Origin of the sequence: Microbacterium arborescens (genome assembly GCF_049707515.1) — a bacterium.
Taxonomy (GTDB): domain Bacteria; phylum Actinomycetota; class Actinomycetes; order Actinomycetales; family Microbacteriaceae; genus Microbacterium; species Microbacterium arborescens_B.
Genome location: NZ_JBNAFI010000001.1, coordinates 569,244 through 587,996, shown reverse-complemented (window position 1 = coordinate 587,996; position 18,753 = coordinate 569,244). Strand labels below are relative to the sequence as shown.

The window sequence follows — 18,753 nt, the reverse complement described above, 5'->3', positions numbered from 1 at the left end:
AGTTCGGCCCCTCGAGCGCACAAAGAGGTGCGCCGGATGCCGCAGACTGCGCGGCATCCGGCGACGAGAGACGAAGCTCAGCGAGCGGTGAGTCGCGCGACCGCGTCGGCGACCGCGATGGTCTCGCGCTCCCCCGTGCGACGGTCCCAGAGCTCGACCTGGCCGTCGGCCGCGCCACGGCCGACGATGACGATGCGCGGCACGCCGACGAGCTCGGCGTCGCCGAACTTGACGCCGGGTGAGACCTTCGGCCGGTCGTCGTACACGACCTCCAGGCCGGCGCCCTCGAGATCGGCCGCGACCCTCTCGGCGAGCTCGAATGCCGCGGCATCCCGGCCCGTGGCGACCACGTGGACGTCGAACGGTGCGATCGAGGCGGGCCAGATGAGCCCCCGCTCGTCGTTGTTGAGCTCGGCGATGATCGCGAGGATGCGCGTGACACCGATGCCGTACGAGCCCATCGTGACCGTCACGAGCTTGCCGTTCTCGTCGAGGACCTTCAGCCCCAGCGCCTCGGCGTACTTGCGTCCGAGCTGGAAGACGTGGCCGATCTCCATGCCGCGCGCGATCGAGACCGGACCCGAACCGTCGGGGGCCGGATCGCCCGCGCGCACGGTGGCGACCTCGACGAATGCGTCGGCCGTGAAGTCTCGGCCGGCGACGAGCGAGTGCACGTGCTTCTGATCGATGTTCGCGCCGGTGATCCAGGCGGTGCCGTCGACGACGCGCGGGTCGAGGACGTACCGGATGCCGGTTGCCGACTCTTCGCCGAGCACCGGACCCTCGGGCGACCAGGGGCCGATGTAGCCCTTGACCAGCAGCGGATTCTTCGCGAAGTCCTCCGCCGTCGCGGGCTCGACCTCGGCCGGGGCGAAGGCGACCTCGACCCGCTTGTCGTCGACGTCGCGGTCGCCGGGCAGACCGACGACGACGAGCTCGCGCGTACCGTCGAGGTGCGTGAGGGCGAGCACGACGTTCTTGAGCGTGTGGGCGGCGGTGTACTCCCCCTCGAGGTTCGCGTTCACGTGCGCCACGAGCGTGTCGATCGTGGGAGTGTCCGGCGAGTCGAAGACGACCGGCTCGGGAAGGCCCTCGATCGGGCGAGCCTCGGGCACGACGGTGGTGAACGCCTCGACATTGGCCGCGTAGCCGCCGTCGGAACGCACGAACGAGTCCTCGCCGACCGGCGTCGGGTGCAGGAACTCCTCCGACCGCGATCCGCCCATCGCTCCGGCATCCGCCTGCACGATGACGTACTCGAGCCCGAGGCGCTGGAAGATGCGCTCGTACGCGTCGCGCTGCGCCTGGTAGCTGGCTTCGAGTCCGGCGTCGTTCGCATCGAACGAGTAGGCGTCCTTCATCGTGAACTCGCGGCCACGCAGCAGGCCGGCGCGGGGACGCGCCTCGTCGCGGTACTTGTCCTGGATCTGGTAGATCGTCAGCGGCAGGTCCTTGTACGACGAGTACAGGTCTTTCACGAGAAGCGTGAACGCCTCCTCGTGCGTGGGGGCGAGCAGGTAGTCGCCGCCCTTGCGGTCGTGCAGGCGGAACAGCAGATCGCCGTACTCCTCCCAGCGGCCCGTCGCCTCGTACGCCTCGCGGGGCATCAGCGCCGGGAAGTGGACTTCCTGAGCACCGGCGGCAGCCATCTCCTCGCGCACGACGCGCTCGATCTTCGCCTTGACGCGCAGCCCCAGCGGCAGCCACGCGAAGATCCCGGCGGCCTGCGGCCGGATGTAGCCGGCGCGGATCAGCAGCTTGTGGCTGGCGACCTCGGCGCCCGCGGGGTCTTCACGGAGGGTACGGAGGAACAGGTGCGACAGACGGGTGACCACGAGTCGAGTCTACGGATGCCGCGGAGGTCGGGTGAGCGCGGGATCGCTCACGCTCGTGGATGTCGGCGACGGGTCATAGCCTGGATTCATGAGAACGGTGCTGCTGACCGGATTCGAACCCTTCGCCGGCGACGCGACGAACCCCTCGGGCGACGCCGTCCGTCTGGTCGCGGACGATTGGGCGGGCCCTGAACGTCTGGTCGCGGCGGTCCTGCCGGTCGCCTTCAACGCGGCCCGCCTGCAATTGCTCGAGCTGATCATCGAGCACTCCCCCGACGTCATCATCGCGACCGGTCTCGCGGGCGGCCGCGCCGACGTGTCCATCGAGCGCATCGCCATCAACCTGATCGACGCCCGCATCCCGGACAATGCCGGCGATCAGCCAGTGGATGTGCCCTCGGTCCCGTACTCGCCGGCCGCGCACTTCGCGACGCTCCCGGTCAAGGCGGTCACCGCTGACATCTCAGCGGCCGGCATCCCGGCATCCGTCTCCTACTCGGCGGGCACGTTCGTGTGCAACCACGTGATGTTCACCGCGCTCGACGGCGGCGAACCCGGTGACCGTGCCGCAGGTTTCATCCATGTGCCCTACGCGACCGAGAGCGCGCCGCAGGGGCAGCCCTCGCTCCCCCTCGCCGACATCGCGCGAGCCCTGCGCATTGCGATCCGCACCTCGCTCGACACCGAGATCGACGTGTCCTACGCCGCGGGCGACATCTGGTGAATCAGCGGGACAGCTCGCCCCACCCGCGAGACCTCAGATGCGCCCCGAGACCGGCGGTGGAAGCCAGGGTTTCGGGGCGAACCTGACGTCTCGGTGTTCTGCGCGGGCGCGGGCGCGGGGGCGTTCTCAGGCGGTGACGACCTGCGGGGTGCCGAGCGGCGCGTCGGGGCCGAGCTCGTCGGCGAGGCGGCGGGCCTCCTCGATGAGGGTCGCGACGATCTCCGACTCGGGCACGGTCTTGATGACCTCGCCCTTGACGAAGATCTGGCCCTTGCCGTTGCCCGAGGCGACGCCCAGATCGGCCTCGCGAGCCTCGCCGGGGCCGTTGACGACGCAGCCCATCACCGCGACGCGCAGCGGCACGGTGACGTCCTTCAGCCCCTCGGTCACGTCGTCGGCGAGCGTGTAGACGTCGACCTGCGCACGTCCGCACGAGGGGCACGACACGATCTCGAGCTTGCGCTCCCGGAGGTTGAGTGACTGCAGGATCTGGTGGCCGACCTTGACCTCTTCGGCCGGCGGCGCCGACAGCGAGACGCGGATCGTGTCACCGATCCCCTCGCCCAGCAGGATGCCGAACGCGGTCGCGCTCTTGATTGTGCCCTGGAAGGCGGGACCGGCCTCGGTCACGCCGAGGTGCAGCGGCCAGTCGCCGCGCTCGGCGAGCTGCCGATAGGCCTTCACCATGACGATCGGGTCGTTGTGCTTGACCGAGATCTTGAAGTCGTGGAAGTCGTGCTCCTCGAAGAGCGACGCCTCCCACACGGCGCTCTCGACGAGCGCCTCCGGCGTCGCCTTGCCGTACTTCTCGAGCAGGCGCCGGTCGAGAGAACCAGCGTTGACACCGATGCGCAGCGAGACTCCGGCCGCCTTCGCGGCATTCGCGATCGCGCCGACCTGGTCGTCGAACTTCCGGATGTTGCCGGGGTTGACGCGAACCGCCGCGCACCCGGCGTCGATCGCCTGGAAGACGTACTTCGGCTGGAAGTGGATGTCGGCGATGACCGGGATCTGGCTCTTCTTCGCGATGATGTGCAGCACGTCGGCGTCGTCCTGCGAAGGCACGGCGACACGGACGATCTCGCAGCCGGATGCCGTGAGCTCCGCGATCTGCTGCAGCGTCGCGTTGATGTCGGTGGTCGGCGTCGTCGTCATCGACTGGACGCTGACCGGCGCGCCGCCCCCGACGAGAACCTTGCCGACGCGGATCTGGCGACTCTTGCGGCGGGGGGCGAGGACGTCCGGAACCTGGGGCATCCCGAGATTGACAGCTGGCACGCGCACAGCCTACGCGGCACGGCCACGGACCGGCTGGGAGCGGCGGACGGCGCCACGGCGCACGCGGTTGTGATAATTTCGGCCCATGCGCACGCGCCTCTCCTGGTGGCACACCGCCTAGGCGGTGTGTTCGACGTGCACACGTTTCAGACCGCCCGGCGTTGAAGGCCCGGCGGTCTTCTTCGTGGGGCGGGCGCTCCGACGAAGAAAGACGACGATGACCGGTTCCCTCCCGACCCTGTCCGAGCTCGCGGCGAGCGGAGAGCCGTTCGCGCTCATCGCGCGAGACGGCGCGAACGTCGAGGTGCTGCGCGGCGACGTCGTCGACGTCGACCTGCTCGCCGACATCCCGCTCGACGACGCCGACGGCACCCCGCGCGAGGTCCTCGCCCTGGTGCCGTTCCGCCAGGTCGTCGAACGCGGTTTCGTCTGCCACGACGATCGCGCGCCGCTGCGGTGCCTGCGCGTCGCCGAGCACGGCTCGCTGCCTCTGGCCGAGGCCCTGCGCCAGCTGCCGTCCGAGCGCGTCCCGCTCGAGGACGCGGGGTTCGACATCTCGGACGACGAGTACGCCGACATCGTGCGCCGGGTCATCGCGGAGGAGATCGGGCGGGGCGAGGGGGCGAACTTCGTCATTCGGCGCGACTTCACCGCCACGGTCGAGACGGATGCCGTCACCGCCGGCCTCACCTGGTTCCGGGCACTGCTCCAGCACGAGCGCGGCGCCTACTGGACCTTCCTCGTCGTCACCGACGGACACGTCGCTGTCGGTGCGAGCCCGGAGGCCCACGTCAGCGCCCGCAGCGGAGCGCCCGCCGACCCGGGCACGAGCATCGTCACGATGAATCCCATCTCCGGCACCTTCCGCCATCCTCGCGGCGGCGCCACGGCGGAGACCCTGACGGAGTTCCTCTCGTCGACGAAGGAGACCGAGGAGCTCTTCATGGTGGTCGACGAGGAGCTGAAGATGATGTCGGCCGTGTGCTCCGACGGCGGCCGCATCACCGGGCCGCACCTGAAGGAGATGTCTCGCCTGACCCACACGGAGTACATGCTGCGCGGCTCGAGCACGATGGATCCGCGTGACATCCTCCGCGAGACGATGTTCGCACCCACCGTCACAGGTTCGCCGATGCAGAACGCCTGCACGGTGATCGCCCGGCACGAGCGCACCCCGCGCGGCTACTACTCCGGCGTCGCGGCCCTGTTCACCCCCGCGGCCGGTGGCGGCCACGACCTCGATGCACCGATCCTGATCCGCACCGCCTATCTGGTAGACGGACGGCTGCGGGTTCCCGTCGGCGCGACGCTCGTGCGTCACTCCGATCCCGCCGGCGAGGTCGGCGAGACCCACGGCAAGGCGGCGGGCGTCTTGGGCGCCATCGGCGCCGTCGACCGCGACGACGCCCCCGCACCGATCATGGCGACGACCGCCGTCGACGAAGACGCCCCTGCCGTCCACCAGCCCCGACTCGGCGACGACCCGACCATCGCGGCCCTGCTCGCGTCGCGCAATGCGCGGCTCGCGCAGTTCTGGCTCGACCCGCAGGCGGCCGAGGGCGGTCCGTTCGCCGGGCGCGAGGTGCTCGTCGTCGACGCCGAAGACCGGTTCACCACGATGCTCGGTCACCAGCTCCATCACCTGGGCTTCGCGGTGCGCATCGCCCCGTGGCATGAGGTGACCGATGCGGCGGTCGACGACGCAGGGTTGGTCGTCTTCGGCCCCGGCCCCGGCGACCCCCGCGACGGCGGCAGCTCCCGCATCGCCCGCATGCGCGAGCTGGTGGCCCGCCGTGCCGACGCGGGGCGGCCTCTGCTCGCCGTCTGCCTGAGCCACCAGATCCTCGCCCACCGGCTGGGGATCGGGCTCGCACCGCTCGCGTCGCCGCATCAGGGCCTGCAGAAGAGCGTCGATGTGTTCGGTCAGCCGGCATCCATCGGCTTCTACAACACGTTCACCGCGCGTGTGGCCCCGGGAACCACCCGGCTCGGCGAGGCTGAGATCGCCGCCGACGCGACGTCGGGCGACGTCTACGCGCTGCGCGGACCCGGGTACGCGTCGGTGCAGGGTCACCTCGAGTCGATCCTGTCCCGCGACGGACTGCCCACGCTCGAGCGGCTCATCGGCTTCGCGCTCGAACCCGTGGCGGCCTGAGCGCAGCCGGCGCTCAGCCCGCACGCGGCGGGCCGGCGCGCACAGGCGTCAGCCGAGGATCGAGATCGGGTTGAAGACGTCGGCGAGGATCAGGGTGCCTCCCATGACGATGAGGCCGATCACGACGACGAAGGTCACCGGCACGAGCTTGGTCGCATCGACCGGCTTCGGCCGCGCGCGACGGAAGAGCTTCGCCCACGCGCGCTTCAGGCCGTCCCAGAGGGCGACGACGACATGCCCGCCGTCGAGGGGCAGCAGCGGCAGCAGGTTGAACATGAACAGGGCGATGTTGAGCGATCCGAGCAGGCTGAGCAGGTCGACGACGCGATCCTGAATCGGCGCCTCGGTGGCCGCGACCTCTCCCGCGATGCGCCCGGCTCCGACGACCGATAACGGGCCGTTGGGGTCGCGCTCCCCGCCGGTCACGAGCGCCACACCGGTCTCGTACACCTTGACCGGCAGTTGCCAGATCACGCTCGCGACGGCGCCCAGCCGCTCGATCGCGACCTGCGGTCCGGCCCAGATCGGCTGCGGGACGTTCACGCGGGTGCCCGTCATACCGACGAAGCCCACCTGGGCGATCTCGGTCCCCCCGTCCGGAGTCGCCACGGGGCGCTCGGCGCTCACGGGCGTCACATCGAGCGTCACGCGCTCGCCTGCGCGCTCCACGACGATCGGGATGGTGCGGCCGGGCGAGGCCTGGATGATGGCGGTCGCCTCGGCGTATCCCGACACCTCCGTGCCGTCGACGGCGACGATGACGTCACCGGGACGGATGCCGCCGGCGGCCGCGGGCGAGACCGGGTCTCCCGGCTCGCAGGTCGTGCGGTCCGCCCCCGTGGGGATGACGCACTCGCTCACCGCGGCGATCGTCGGCGAGACGCTCGGCACTCCGATCGCGCTCAACGCGATGCCGAAGAGCACCATCGCCAGCACGAGGTTCATGAACGGACCACCGACCATGATCACGATGCGCTTCCAAACCGCGAGCTGGTAGAACGCGGGTCGGGTGTCGCCATCGACCAGGGTCTCCGCGTTGGCGAGGCGGGCGTCCTGGACCATGGTCGCGAAGAAGCGGCCGCCGGCTCGGCTCGGCGCTCCCGGCTCGTCGGATGCCGGCGGGTACATGCCCGACATCGAGATGTAGCCGCCGAGGGGCAGCGCCTTGACGCCGTACTCGGTCTCGCCGAAGCGTCGCGACCACAGCGTCGGGCCGAGGCCGATCATGTAGCGCCCGACCCTCACCCCGAAAGCCTTGGCGGGAACGAGGTGCCCGACCTCGTGCAACGCGATCGACACGGCGAGCCCGACGACGAGCAGCACGACGCCGATGACGAAAGCGAGAACGGTCACGAGCGCTGAGGGTACCGGTCGAGCCTTTGAATTGTCCCAGGCCCTAAACTCCAACCATGGAGCGGGCGCGGGGTGCAGCGGAGCGTCGCGCGCGCGTCGTCCGCGGAACCGGCTCGGCAGCGGTCGCCACCGTTCTCGCTGCCACGGCTCACACGATCTCGGGCGGTCTCGCCCCGCTGTGGCTGATCGCCGTCGCGATCCTGTTGGCCGCTCCGGTCGCGGTGTGGCTCGCCGGTCGCACACCGTCGCCATGGCGCACCGGGCTTGCCGCGCTCGCGAGCCAGGGCCTGTTCCACACGTTCTTCTCGATCGTGGGTGCAGCCGATCCGGCGAGACCGGTGCCGCACGTCCACGGCCACCTCGCGAGCCTCGCACTCTCCGCGCCACTCGAGCACACCCATGCCCTGACGGCCGACATGACCGTGACGCACCTGCTCGCGGCCGGGGTCACCGTCGCGGCTCTCGTCGCGGCGGAGCGGCTGATCCGCATCATCCACCGCGGCATCCGGCGGTTCGTCCGCCTCCTGTCGCCGGTCGCGCGGCCCCGGACCCCCCTGCTTCGGCCCGTCAGCCGCGGCATCCGGATCCTGCCGGTCCGCCGCCTCCGATCGTCTCTGTCCCTGCGGGGTCCTCCGGTCGCCACCGCGTGACCTCCCCTTCCCGTAGGTATGCGGCGCGGCACGACGCCGCCCGCACGTTCTGAGAGACGACAATGACCCGCAACATCCCCGCGCGCCGCCGTGCGCGCCTGGCCATCGGCGTGACCGCCGGCGCCGCCCTCGCCCTCGCCCTTCCCCTCGCGGCCTCCGCCCACGTGCACGTGACGCCCGAGGACGTCGCCGCCGACGGCTCGAGCCGCATCGACTTCTCGTTCAGCCACGGCTGCGACGGTTCGCCGACCACGGCCCTCGTGATCGACATCCCCGCCGAGGCGCAGGGCGCGACGCCCGTGGTCGACGGGGCATGGACCATCACGACCGAGGCCGGCGACAGCGGCATCCCGACCCGCATCACCTACACGGCCGTCGCCCCGATCCCCGACTCCTACGCCGCGTCGGCCGGGATGAACGTCATCTTCCCCGGATCGACCGAAGGCGAGAGCTTCGCCTTCCCCGTGACGCAGCAGTGCGAGACGGGCGAGGCCGCGTGGGTCCAGATCGCCGAGGACGGCCAGGACCCCCACGACCTGGAGTACCCCGCTCCGGTGGTCGTCGTGGGCGCCGCCGCGGCCGATGAGCACAGCGACCACTCCGAGGCCGAGTCAGCGGGCGAGCATGGCTCGACGGATGCGTCCGACGCGGAGACGACGGCGGCATCGACCCCCGCGGCGGACCCGCTGCCGATCTGGCTCTCGGCCGGCGCTCTCGTCGTCGCGGCAGCCGCGCTCGTGCTCGCGATCACCCGACGCCGCGCCTGAGCACTCCGCGGGCGGCGGCGTCGAATCGGCGCCACCGCCCGCGGACCGGGATGAGATGATGGTGGGAATGCCTACCGACGCCCCGAACCTCCCTCCCGTTCTCCGCCCCGAGAGTCCGCCGCGCCGCTCCCTGACCGAGCTCGCCGCGCACGTCGGCGGCCGGATCGTCGGTGATGCCGCCGGCGTCACCGTGTCCGGGATCACTCTCGCGACCGCTGATCTGCGGCCCGGCGAAGCCTTCGTCGCCGTCCGCGGCGCGACCCGCCACGGCGCCGAGTTCGCGCGTCAGGCCGCTGCGACAGGAGCTGCGGCGATCGTCACGGATGCCGCGGGCGCCGAGCTCGCCGCCGACGTCGGTCTGCCGATCGTCGTGGTCGACGACCCCCGTGGGCGGCTCGGCGAGCTCTCGGCCTGGGTCTACGGAACCGGCCGCGACGACCGTCTGCCGCTCCTGTTCGGCACGACGGGCACCAACGGCAAGACCAGCGTGTCGCACCTCCTCGAGGGCGTCCTCGGCCAGCTCGGCGCCGTCACCGGGCTCTCATCGACCGCCGAGCGCCACATCGCCGGCGAGGTCATCGTCTCGCGGCTCACGACGCCCGAGGCATCCGAGTTCCATGCCCTGCTCGCCCTGATGCGCGAGCGCGGTGTCGAGGCGGTCGCCGTCGAGGTCAGCGCGCAGGCCCTGACGCGGCACCGTGTCGACGGCGTCGTCTTCGACGTCGCGGGCTTCACGAACCTCTCGCACGATCATCTCGACGACTACCGCGACATGGCGGAGTACTTCGAGGCCAAGCTGCCGCTGTTCCGTGCCGACCGGGCACGACGCGGGGTGGTGTGCCTCGATTCGGGGGCCGGCCGCAAGATCGTCGCTCGGGCGGAGATCCCCGTGACGACCATCGTCACCCCCGCGATCGCGGAGAACCCCGCCGAGACCGCCGACTGGACGGTGGAGATCGTCGAGGAGCGACAGAGCGGGACCGAGTTCCGCCTCGTCGGCGCCGACGGGCGACAGCTCACCACGACGGTTCCCGTGATCGGCCGGCACATGGCGGCCAACGCCGGCCTCGCGATCGTGATGCTGCTCGAGGGCGGCTACCCGTGGGACGAGCTCGTGCGTGTGCTCGACGGCGAGCGCATCCGCGCTCATCTCCCCGGCCGCACCCAGCGCGTGTCGGGCGACAGCGGCCCGGCGGTCTACGTCGACTTCGGGCACTCCCCCGACGCGTTCGAGAAGACCCTCGCGGCTGTCCGTCGCGTCACGCCGGGGACCGTTGTCATGGTCTTCGGCGCCGACGGCGACCGGGACAAGACCAAGCGTCACGACATGGGGGCCACGGCAGTCCTCGGCAGCGACATCCTGATCGTCACCGACCACCACCCGCGCTTCGAGGATCCCGACGCCATTCGCGCCACCCTGCTCGAGGGCGCCCGCCGCGCACGGCCGGACGCCGACATCCGTGAATCGTCGCCGCCGGAGAAGGCGATCGTCGAGGCGGTCTCTCTCGTGGGCGACGGCGACGCCATCCTGTGGGCGGGACCCGGGCACCAGGACTACCGCGACATCCGCGGAGTCCGCACCCCGTACTCGGCGAGGGAGCTCGCCCGGCGGGCCCTGCAGGATGCCGGATGGCCGGTGCCGGAGCCCAGTTGGGTCGTGCCCTACACCGACTGAGCGCGTTTGTGGTCGGACCACTGTGAAAAAGCCCCGGCCTGTCACCGTCCTGTCCCCCACGTGCACGATTGCCGTCGCGCCCGTGAGGCACGCGTAGCGTCGCCGGCAGGCACGCCGCGGCAGGCACGACCAGCGCCTTCCCCGCTCCCCGGCGGGCCTTCCGACAGGACGAAGGACCCACGATGAGCACAGTCATCCCGACCACGACAGCGCACGACGACGACGCGGTCCCCGCGGCGTGGGCGGGGTTCGCGCCCGGGCCGTGGCAGGACGACATCGACGTCCGAGACTTCATCCAGCGCAATTACGAGCCCTACACCGGCGACGCGTCGTTCCTCGTCGGGCCGACCGCGCGGACCACCGGCTTGTGGGACACGCTGAGCGGGATGTTCCCTGCCGAGCGGGAGCGGGGCGTCTACGACGTCGATGCGTCGACCCCGTCGACCATCACCTCGCACGCTCCGGGCTACATCCGCCGCGAGGACGAACTGATCGTCGGGCTGCAGACCGACGCTCCGCTGCGGCGCGCGATCATGCCGAACGGCGGATGGCGCATGGTCAGGGGTGCACTGGAGACCTACGGCTATCCGGTCGACCCGGCGCTCGAGACGATCTTCACCCGCTACCGCAAGACGCACAACGACGGCGTGTTCGACGTCTACCCGCCCGCCGTACGGCGCGCTCGCAGCAGCCACATCATCACGGGCCTCCCCGACGCCTACGGCCGCGGCCGCATCATCGGCGACTACCGCCGCGTGGCCCTCTACGGCACCGACGCTCTGGTCGCAGCGAAGAAGGTCGAGCGCGCGGAGCTCGACATGCACCCCTCCACCGAGAACATCCTCCGCTCGCGGGAGGAGAACGCCGAACAGATCCGCGCTCTGCAGGAGCTCGCCGAGATGGCCGGCTCGTACGGCTTCGACATCACCCGGCCGGCCGCCACGGCACGCGAGGCGATCCAATGGCTGTACTTCGCCTACCTCGGCGCGGTCAAGGAGCAGAACGGCGCCGCGATGAGCTTCGGGCGCAACACCTCGTTCCTCGACGCCTACATCCAGCGCGACATGGCAGGCGGCATCCTGACCGAGGTCGAAGCGCAGGAGCTCATCGACGACCTCGTCATCAAGCTGCGGATCGTGCGGTTCCTCCGCACTCCCGAATACGACGCCCTCTTCTCGGGCGACCCGACCTGGGTCACCGAGTCGATCGGCGGGGTCGGCGAAGACGGACGCACGCTGGTCACGAAGACGGCCTTCCGCTTCCTGCAGACCCTCTACAACCTCGGGCCGGCGCCGGAGCCCAACCTCACCGTGTTGTGGAGCGACGCGCTGCCCGACGGCTTCAAACGGTTCTGCGCCCAGGTCTCCATCGACACCTCGTCGATCCAGTACGAGTCCGACGACCACATCCGCGCCATCTGCGGAGACGACGCCGCCATCGCCTGCTGCGTCTCGCCGATGACGGTCGGAAAGCAGATGCAGTTCTTCGGCGCCCGGGTCAACCTCGCCAAGACGCTGCTGTACGCCGTCAACGGCGGGCGCGACGAAGTGAGCGGCAAGCAGATCGCGCCGGCCGTCGCCCCCGTCTCGGGCGACGTGCTGGAGTACGACGATGTGCGCGAGCGCTTCCGCGGAATGATGGAGTGGCTCGCCGAGACCTACGTCGACGCGCTCAACTGCATCCATTTCATGCACGACAAGTACGCCTACGAACGGCTCGAGATGGCCCTGCACGACGGCAACGTCCTGCGGACGATGGCATGCGGCATCGCCGGACTGTCGGTTGCGGCCGACTCGCTCTCGGCCATCAGGTACGCACGGGTCGAGCCGGTGCGCGACGCCTCGGGTCTCGTCGTCGACTACCTCGTCCACGGCGACTTCCCCACCTTCGGCAACGACGACGACCGCGTCGACGAGATCGCGCGCGAGCTGGTGTCGGACTTCATGTCGATGATCCGCCGGCACCAGACCTACCGCGACGCGGTGCACACGCAGTCGGTGCTGACGATCACGTCGAACGTCGTCTACGGTAAGGCCACGGGCAACACCCCGGACGGGCGCCGGGCGGGGCAGCCCTTCGCCCCGGGCGCGAACCCGATGAACGGTCGCGACACCCACGGGATGCTGGCAGCCGCGCTGTCGGTGGCGAAGCTTCCCTTCGATCAGGCGCAGGACGGCATCTCGCTGACCACGACGGTCACTCCGGGCGGTCTCGGCCGGACGGCAGACGAACGTGTCGGGAACCTCGTGGGCCTGCTCGACGCGCAGATGGCGTCTGACGGGTATCACCTCAACGTCAACGTCCTGACGCGCGAGACGCTCGAGGATGCCATGGTCAATCCCGACAAGTACCCGCAGCTGACCATCCGCGTCTCCGGCTACGCGGTCAACTTCGTGCGCTTGACCCGAGAGCAGCAGCTCGACGTCCTGAGCCGCACGTTCCACACCGGGCTCTGAAGCCCGTGTCCGCCATCCTGGTGCCGGCGGCTGCGCCGGCATCCGATCCGAGCGACCCCCGTCACGACCGTCTCATCGCCAGACGATCCGGAAATGTCGGGAGCGTGCACTCCTGGGAGCTCGTGACGTCGGTCGACGGCCCCGGCACCAGGATGACCCTGTTCCTCGCGGGATGTCCGCTGCGGTGCCAGTACTGCCACAACCCCGATACGTGGCGTCAGCGCGACGGTGAATCGACGACGCTCGACGACGTCGTCGCTCGGCTCCGCCGGTACCTGCCGGTGTTCCGCGCCACGGGCGGCGGCCTGACGATCTCCGGCGGCGAACCGCTGCAGCAGTCGGCATTCGTGACGCGGCTCGCCCGCGCGGCGTTCGAGCTCGGCGTCCACGTGGCGCTCGACACGTCCGGCAACCTGGGCCGGGCGGCATCCGATGCGCTGCTCGACGACGTCTCGCTCGTGCTGCTCGACGTCAAGTCGGGGTTGCCCGACACCTATCGCGAGGTCACCGGGCGCGAGCTGCAGCCCACGATCGACTTCGGTGACCGGCTCGCCGCGCGCGGCATCCCGGTCTGGATACGCTTCGTGCTCGTTCCGGGGCTGACCGACGCGAGCGAGAACGTCGACGCCGTCGCGGACATCGTCTCGCGGTGGCCCAACGTGCAGCGGGTCGAGGTTCTGCCGTTCCACCAGATGGGGACCTCGAAGTGGGAGCGGCTGAGGATCCCGTATCCGCTCGCCGGGCGCCCGACACCGGACCCGGCTCTGCTGGCTCGTGTCCGCGCGCAGTTCGCCGCTCGGGGGCTCACGGTCTACTGAATCAGCGGGTCAGGCCGCGTCGGTGATCACGCGGTCGGCGGCGTCGCGAGCCCACGACTCGGCCTCGGCGAGCGACTCGCGGGTCAGCTCGGTCGGCGGCCGATGGGCATCGACGACGCGCTCGATGGTCTCCACGATGCCGGGGAAGCTCAGAGCTCGCGCATGGAAGGCCTCGACGGCCTGCTCGTTCGCGGCGTTGAAGACCGCCGGGTACGTTCCCGCGGCGCGACCGACCTGCTTGGCCAGATCGACGGCCGGGAACGCCTCGGTATCGAGCGGCTCGAAGGTCCACGCGCTCGCCCGGGTCCAGTCCAGCGGTGCACCCACGCCCGCGACCCGATGCGGCCAGTCGAGGCCGAGGGAGATGGGCAGCCGCATGTCGGGTGGCGAGGCCTGGACGATCGTCGAGCCGTCGACGAATTCGACCATCGAGTGCACGATCGACGACGGATGCACGACGACATCGATGCTGTCGTAGTCGACCCCGAACAGCAGGTGGGCCTCGATGACCTCGAGCCCCTTGTTCACCAGCGTCGCCGAGTTGGTCGTCACGACCCTGCCCATGTCCCACGTCGGATGCGCGAGCGCCTGGGCGGGCGTGACCGCCGCCAGCTCGGCCCTGCTGCGGCCGCGGAACGGTCCGCCGGATGCCGTGAGCACGAGCCGTCGGACCTCGTCGGGCTCACCCGACCGCAGGGCTTGCGCGATGGCGGAGTGCTCGGAGTCGACCGGAACGATCTGACCGGGCGCGGCGAGGGACGTGACGAGCTCACCGCCGACGATGAGCGACTCCTTGTTCGCGAGTGCGAGGGTGCGACCCGATTCGAGGGCGGCGAGAGTCGGCCCCAGTCCCACCGACCCGGTGATGCCGTTGAGCACGATGTCGGCGTCGACATCACGCACGAGGCGTTCCGCGTCGGCGGCGCCCAGCGCGATGTGGTGGACGCCGAAGCGCGCTGCCTGCTCCTCCAGCAGGGTCCGGTTCGAGCCGGCCGCGAGCCCGACGACCTCGAACCGGTCGCGGCGGGAGTCGATGACGTCGAGAGCCTGGGTCCCGATCGATCCGGTGGAGCCGAGGATGAGCACGCGACGCATGCGGTCAGCCTAGGCGTTCGCCGGTGTCAGCCTGCGGCGGGGAGGGGCGGTTCCGGGCGCGGCGGGCGGTTCCGGGCGCGGCGGGGCGGGGCGGGGTCAGCCTGCGGCGGGGGCGGGCGTGCGCTGCACCCCGAGGATGTCGACGACGAAGACGAGCGTCTCGTTCTGCAGCTCGTTGCCCTCCTGCGCGCCGTATCCGGCGGCCGGCGGGATGACGACGAGCACCTGCGATCCGACCTGCTGACCCTCGAGCGCCTGCTGGAAGCCGGCGACGACGCCGTTCGTCGGGAAGGCAGCGGGCTGGCCGCGGTCCCAGCTCGAGTCGAACACCGACCCGTCCGACCACTTCACACCGGTGTACTGAACGAAAGCGGTGTCGCCCGGCTGCACCGTCGCACCGTCGCCGGTCTTCAGGTTCGCCAGCTGCACCTCGGTCGGCGCGTCGGTGCCGGGAAGGGCGATGGTGGGAGCGCCGTTCTCGGCGAGCTCGACCGTCGGCATGCCGTCGACGGGAGCCTGATCGGTGCCGTCGGCACGCGTCGGAAGCTTTTCGACTCCCTCGGCCACGACGACGACCGACGTGCGCCCCTCCCCGAAGGCCGACCCGGGAATCGCGAGCGCGGCGGTCGAGCCGAGCGGAGCGCACTCGAGAGCGGCGACGAACACCGAGTACTGCTGCGGGTCGAGCAGCACCGGCACGAGACCGGAGTCGTCGGGTGAGGTGTCGCGCGACTGCTCGAGCAGCTCGCCCGTCGCACCGTCGTAGATCGCGTAGGACCCCGACACCAGATCGCCCGAGACGAGGTCGTCACCGTCACCGCGGGTCGTGAGGGTGCGCTCGATCTCGGTCGGCTCGAGGCCCGGGGTGACCGTGGCGCTGAGCTCCGGCGCAGAACCCGACACCTCGATGCTGTCCGACGCCTCGCCCGGCTGAGCGTCGACGAGGCACTGCGACGAGGCCCCGGACGCGTTCGGGCTGGGGGTCTCGGTTGCCGCATCCCCGCCCGCGCACCCGGCGAGAGCGAGCGCCGAGACGGCGACGACAGACAGAGCGGCGAACGGACGCAGACGCACGAGTGACCTCTTCGATCGGGGGATGGAGTGTCCATCCTCTCGCACCTCCATCGGTGCCCGCTGAGAACCGGCGGTCGACGGCGGTGCCGGTGGGTTCCAACCGTTGCAAGTCAGGCTGTGGAAAGTCGGGGTCCGATGTCGGAGGTCCGTGACAAGATTCGAACATGCATTCGAACGGCGGATCGGGCGGCGGGATGGGAAGCGACGGCGACATGGACGCCCTCGCCCGACTCGTCGCGGACGCCGAGACGGCCGCGGATGCCGGGCGCGCGGCGCAAATTCACGAAGTACGGGTGCTCGCCGCCGCGGGAGTGCTCGCCGAGAAGCAGTCGGCGGGCTCGTCCGTGAAGGTAAAGGCTCGTGAGATGGCGTTGCGTGGGATCGCTGCGGAGCTCGCGGGAGTGTTCGTGGCGACCGACCGGACGCTGCAGCGGCGGATCGACGAGGCCGGGGACCTCGTGGAGAACTATCCGCTGACGATGACTGCATGGGAGGAAGGGCGGATCGTGCGGGGGCACGTGCGCGTCATCCAGGACGTGGGATGCATCATCCCCGCGAACGCGCGCGAGGAGTTCGAGCGGGTCGCGATCGAGAAGTGCGAGGGTGAGACGCCGAATCGGGTGCGGGCCTCCTTGGAGTTCCTCGCGCAGCGCCTGCACCCGCGGACGTTCACCGAACGCCATGAGGAAGCCGCAGCAGGGCGGTGTGTGCGCGCCCAGGCAGGGCCCGACGGGATGTCCGACCTAATCGCGACGCTCCCCACCATCATCGCCGACGGCATCGTCGACCGGTTGACTCGGCAAGCGCGGGAGATCATCAACGCGCGGCCCCACGCGGATGCGGCCGACGGTGCGGATGGCGCGGATGGCGCGGTCGGTGCGGATGCTGCGGGCCTGGCTGCCGAGGGATCGACATTCGGCGACGGGGAGTTGTTCGGCCCGACCGGAGAGGGATCGTCGTTCGTGGGCGATGCCCGCACCATCGATCAGGTCCGGGCAGACGTGTTCTCCGACCTCCTCCTCGCCGGAACACCCACCCTCGACCCCACCGCAGCGGGTGACGGGGAAGGGACGCTCGGAGCGATCCGTGCGCATGTGCAAGTCGCGGTGTCGGCCCTGACGCTCATCGGACAAGAGGACGGGCCAGCCGATCTCGTCGGCCGCTCCCCCATCGACGCAGCCACGGCAAGGGAGCTCGCCGGGAACAGCACCTCCTGGCACCGCCTCCTCACCCACCCCGTCACCGGCACCGTGCTCGAATGCGACTCCTACCGGCCCACCGCCGCGATGATCCGGCTGCTGCGGGCCCGTGACCGGCACTGCCGGTTCCCCGGATGCCGGCAACCCGCGATCCGGTGCGAGATCGACCACACCACCGCCGCCTCCCACGGCGGACCCACCCACGTCTGCAACCTCGCACACCTCTGCAAACGCCACCACGACGTCAAACACCACACCCGATGGCAACTCCGGCAACTCCCCGGCGGAAGGCTGGTGTGGACCTCGCCGACGGGGCGGATCTACCGCGAAGACGCACCACCACCCCTCGTCGCCTTCACCATCGCGGAACCATCCGCAAACTTCGATGCACCGCCATCGCGGGGCCGTCCCGAAGTACCGGAATCCCTGCGACCTGCGGGACCGCCGCAACGTCCGCGACTTCCGGAACCTCCCCGACTTCCGGAGCCGCCGCAACGACCGCGACCTCCGCGACCTCCGCGACCTCCGCGACCTCCGCGACCTCCGCGATCATCGGGCGGAACCGCGATGCCGCCCGGCGCGCCACCCTTCTGATTCGCTGGCCACCGGGCCCGAGGCCGGGCCCGGGCCCGAGCCTGGGCGTGAGCCTGAGCCTGGACCTGGACCTGGACCTGGGCCGGGGCCTGGGCCTGGGCGAGCGTGCGCGTAACGCCAGCACCAGGCCGCGGCTGAGACTCGGCCGGCCGGTACCGGCAGCCCAGCCGGCCCAGCGCTGTCCTGCTGATATCCGCGGGCAGACGGCCTCTCCGGCTCGCACAACATGTCCGCGGGGTTATGCGATCCGCAGTAGCCTCGTCAGGTGACCGCTGACGCAACCGAGCCGCAGCCCGGCGAGCCCGGCGAGCGCGAGGACGCACCCAGCGAGGCCGAAACGGTGCCGGGTATCGGCCTCACATACGTCGTCGGCCGCTGGGTGCTCGCTCCCCTGGCACGACTGATCTACCGCCCGCGCATCGAGGGACGAGAGCACTTCCCACGCAAGGGCGCCGTCATCCTCGCCAGCAATCATCTCTCCTTCATCGACTCGTTCATCATCCCGATGGCGTCGCCGCGTCCGGTGCGCTTCCTCGCGAAGTCGAGCTACTTCGACGGCACCGGATTCCGCGGCTGGCTGTCGCGCGAGTTCTTCTACGCCGCCGGCGCCTTCCCGGTCCGCCGCGGCGCCGGGCAGGCAGCGCTCGACGCGCTCGACCAGCAGAAGAAGATGCTCGAAGCCGGGTGGTCGACCGCGCTGTACCCCGAGGGGACGCGCTCCCTCGACGGCCGCCTCTACAAGGGGCGAACGGGCGTCGCCTTCCTCGCCCTGCAGACGGGCGCACCGGTCATCCCCGTCGGCCTGATCGGCACGAGCGACATCATGCCCGTCGGCGCGAAGTTCCCGCGCGTGCGCCCCCGCGTCACCGTGCGATTCGGCGAGCCGCTCGACCTCAGTCACCATGGACCAGCCGACTCCGGCCGCGCCCGCCGCAACGCGACCGACGAGATCATGGCCGCCATTCACGCCCTGTCCGGCCAGGAGCTCGCGGGCACCTACAACGAGGCACCCCCGCAGAACACGGTCGAGCGCATCAAGCAGGCGCTCCCGCACGAACGCCGCTGACACCGACGCCGGTG

General features: G+C 70.6%; 14 protein-coding genes. 9 read left to right on the top strand and 5 right to left on the bottom strand.

What is annotated here, in order from left to right; translation table 11 throughout:
- Nucleotides 1-77: 77 nt before the first annotated feature.
- A complete protein-coding gene (locus ACPYN5_RS02590; protein WP_424447416.1) occupies nt 78-1,835 on the bottom strand; it encodes a proline--tRNA ligase in 1,758 nt (585 codons plus the stop codon).
- A gap of 88 nt (nt 1,836-1,923) precedes the next feature.
- On the opposite strand from ACPYN5_RS02590, the gene pcp reads away from it, so the two are divergent.
- Entirely contained in the window at nt 1,924-2,559 is a 636-nt protein-coding gene (pcp, locus tag ACPYN5_RS02585) for a pyroglutamyl-peptidase I (protein WP_424447415.1), read from the top strand.
- A 126-nt stretch (nt 2,560-2,685) separates the two neighbouring features.
- Here the strand turns inward: pcp and ispG are convergent, their stop codons facing one another.
- Entirely contained in the window at nt 2,686-3,816 is a 1,131-nt protein-coding gene (gene ispG / locus ACPYN5_RS02580; protein WP_424447677.1) for a flavodoxin-dependent (E)-4-hydroxy-3-methylbut-2-enyl-diphosphate synthase, read from the bottom strand.
- Between the two features lie 238 nt (nt 3,817-4,054).
- Between ispG and ACPYN5_RS02575 the strand changes: the two genes are divergently transcribed.
- Nucleotides 4,055-5,992, top strand: coding sequence for an anthranilate synthase family protein (locus ACPYN5_RS02575; protein WP_424447414.1), 1,938 nt, complete (start codon nt 4,055-4,057; stop codon nt 5,990-5,992).
- A 48-nt stretch (nt 5,993-6,040) separates the two neighbouring features.
- Here the strand turns inward: ACPYN5_RS02575 and ACPYN5_RS02570 are convergent, their stop codons facing one another.
- The gene (locus tag ACPYN5_RS02570; protein ID WP_424447413.1) at nt 6,041-7,345 is read right to left on the bottom strand and encodes a M50 family metallopeptidase; all 1,305 of its coding nucleotides are present in this window, start codon (nt 7,343-7,345) and stop codon (nt 6,041-6,043) included.
- A 56-nt stretch (nt 7,346-7,401) separates the two neighbouring features.
- Between ACPYN5_RS02570 and ACPYN5_RS02565 the strand changes: the two genes are divergently transcribed.
- From ACPYN5_RS02565 to pflA, 5 genes are all read left to right on the top strand, one after another.
- Nucleotides 7,402-7,995 carry a hypothetical protein gene (locus ACPYN5_RS02565; RefSeq protein WP_424447412.1) on the top strand — a complete coding sequence of 198 codons (594 nt, stop codon included), beginning with the start codon at nt 7,402-7,404 and terminating at the stop codon, nt 7,993-7,995.
- 62 nt (nt 7,996-8,057) lie between these two features.
- On the top strand, nt 8,058-8,762 hold the full coding sequence (locus tag ACPYN5_RS02560; protein ID WP_424447411.1) for a DUF1775 domain-containing protein: 705 nt from the start codon (nt 8,058-8,060) through the stop codon (nt 8,760-8,762).
- Nucleotides 8,763-8,829: 67 nt separating this feature from the next.
- Complete coding sequence (locus tag ACPYN5_RS02555; protein ID WP_424447410.1) at nt 8,830-10,437, top strand: Mur ligase family protein; 1,608 nt, start codon at nt 8,830-8,832, stop codon at nt 10,435-10,437.
- Nucleotides 10,438-10,619: 182 nt separating this feature from the next.
- The gene (gene pflB, locus ACPYN5_RS02550) at nt 10,620-12,893 is read left to right on the top strand and encodes a formate C-acetyltransferase (protein ID WP_424447409.1); all 2,274 of its coding nucleotides are present in this window, start codon (nt 10,620-10,622) and stop codon (nt 12,891-12,893) included.
- Nucleotides 12,894-12,898: 5 nt separating this feature from the next.
- Complete coding sequence (gene pflA / locus ACPYN5_RS02545; RefSeq protein ID WP_424447408.1) at nt 12,899-13,711, top strand: pyruvate formate-lyase-activating protein; 813 nt, start codon at nt 12,899-12,901, stop codon at nt 13,709-13,711.
- Between the two features lie 9 nt (nt 13,712-13,720).
- Here the strand turns inward: pflA and dxr are convergent, their stop codons facing one another.
- Nucleotides 13,721-14,806, bottom strand: coding sequence for a 1-deoxy-D-xylulose-5-phosphate reductoisomerase (dxr, locus tag ACPYN5_RS02540; RefSeq protein WP_424447407.1), 1,086 nt, complete (start codon nt 14,804-14,806; stop codon nt 13,721-13,723).
- Between the two features lie 96 nt (nt 14,807-14,902).
- Nucleotides 14,903-15,880: an FKBP-type peptidyl-prolyl cis-trans isomerase gene (locus tag ACPYN5_RS02535; RefSeq protein WP_424447406.1), complete on the bottom strand. Its 978-nt coding sequence runs from the start codon at nt 15,878-15,880 to the stop codon at nt 14,903-14,905.
- A 164-nt stretch (nt 15,881-16,044) separates the two neighbouring features.
- Between ACPYN5_RS02535 and ACPYN5_RS02530 the strand changes: the two genes are divergently transcribed.
- Both ACPYN5_RS02530 and ACPYN5_RS02525 read left to right on the top strand, forming a co-directional pair.
- A complete protein-coding gene (locus ACPYN5_RS02530; RefSeq protein ID WP_424447405.1) occupies nt 16,045-17,673 on the top strand; it encodes an HNH endonuclease signature motif containing protein in 1,629 nt (542 codons plus the stop codon).
- A gap of 265 nt (nt 17,674-17,938) precedes the next feature.
- Nucleotides 17,939-18,739 (top strand): lysophospholipid acyltransferase family protein, encoded by an 801-nt coding sequence (locus ACPYN5_RS02525; protein ID WP_424447404.1) that lies wholly within the window; start codon nt 17,939-17,941, stop codon nt 18,737-18,739.
- Nucleotides 18,740-18,753: the final 14 nt, after the last annotated feature.

Excerpts from the sequence above, each read along its gene's own strand:
- pcp (WP_424447415.1), top strand. The coding sequence starts at position 1,924 with ATGAGAACGGTGCTGCTGACCGGATTCGAACCCTTCGCCGGCGACGCG.
- ispG (WP_424447677.1), bottom strand. The coding sequence starts at position 3,816 with ATGCCCCAGGTTCCGGACGTCCTCGCCCCCCGCCGCAAGAGTCGCCAG.
- ACPYN5_RS02575 (WP_424447414.1), top strand. The coding sequence starts at position 4,055 with ATGACCGGTTCCCTCCCGACCCTGTCCGAGCTCGCGGCGAGCGGAGAG.
- ACPYN5_RS02565 (WP_424447412.1), top strand. The coding sequence starts at position 7,402 with ATGGAGCGGGCGCGGGGTGCAGCGGAGCGTCGCGCGCGCGTCGTCCGC.
- ACPYN5_RS02560 (WP_424447411.1), top strand. The coding sequence starts at position 8,058 with ATGACCCGCAACATCCCCGCGCGCCGCCGTGCGCGCCTGGCCATCGGC.
- ACPYN5_RS02555 (WP_424447410.1), top strand. The coding sequence starts at position 8,830 with ATGCCTACCGACGCCCCGAACCTCCCTCCCGTTCTCCGCCCCGAGAGT.
- pflB (WP_424447409.1), top strand. The coding sequence starts at position 10,620 with ATGAGCACAGTCATCCCGACCACGACAGCGCACGACGACGACGCGGTC.
- dxr (WP_424447407.1), bottom strand. The coding sequence starts at position 14,806 with ATGCGTCGCGTGCTCATCCTCGGCTCCACCGGATCGATCGGGACCCAG.
- ACPYN5_RS02530 (WP_424447405.1), top strand. The coding sequence starts at position 16,045 with ATGCATTCGAACGGCGGATCGGGCGGCGGGATGGGAAGCGACGGCGAC.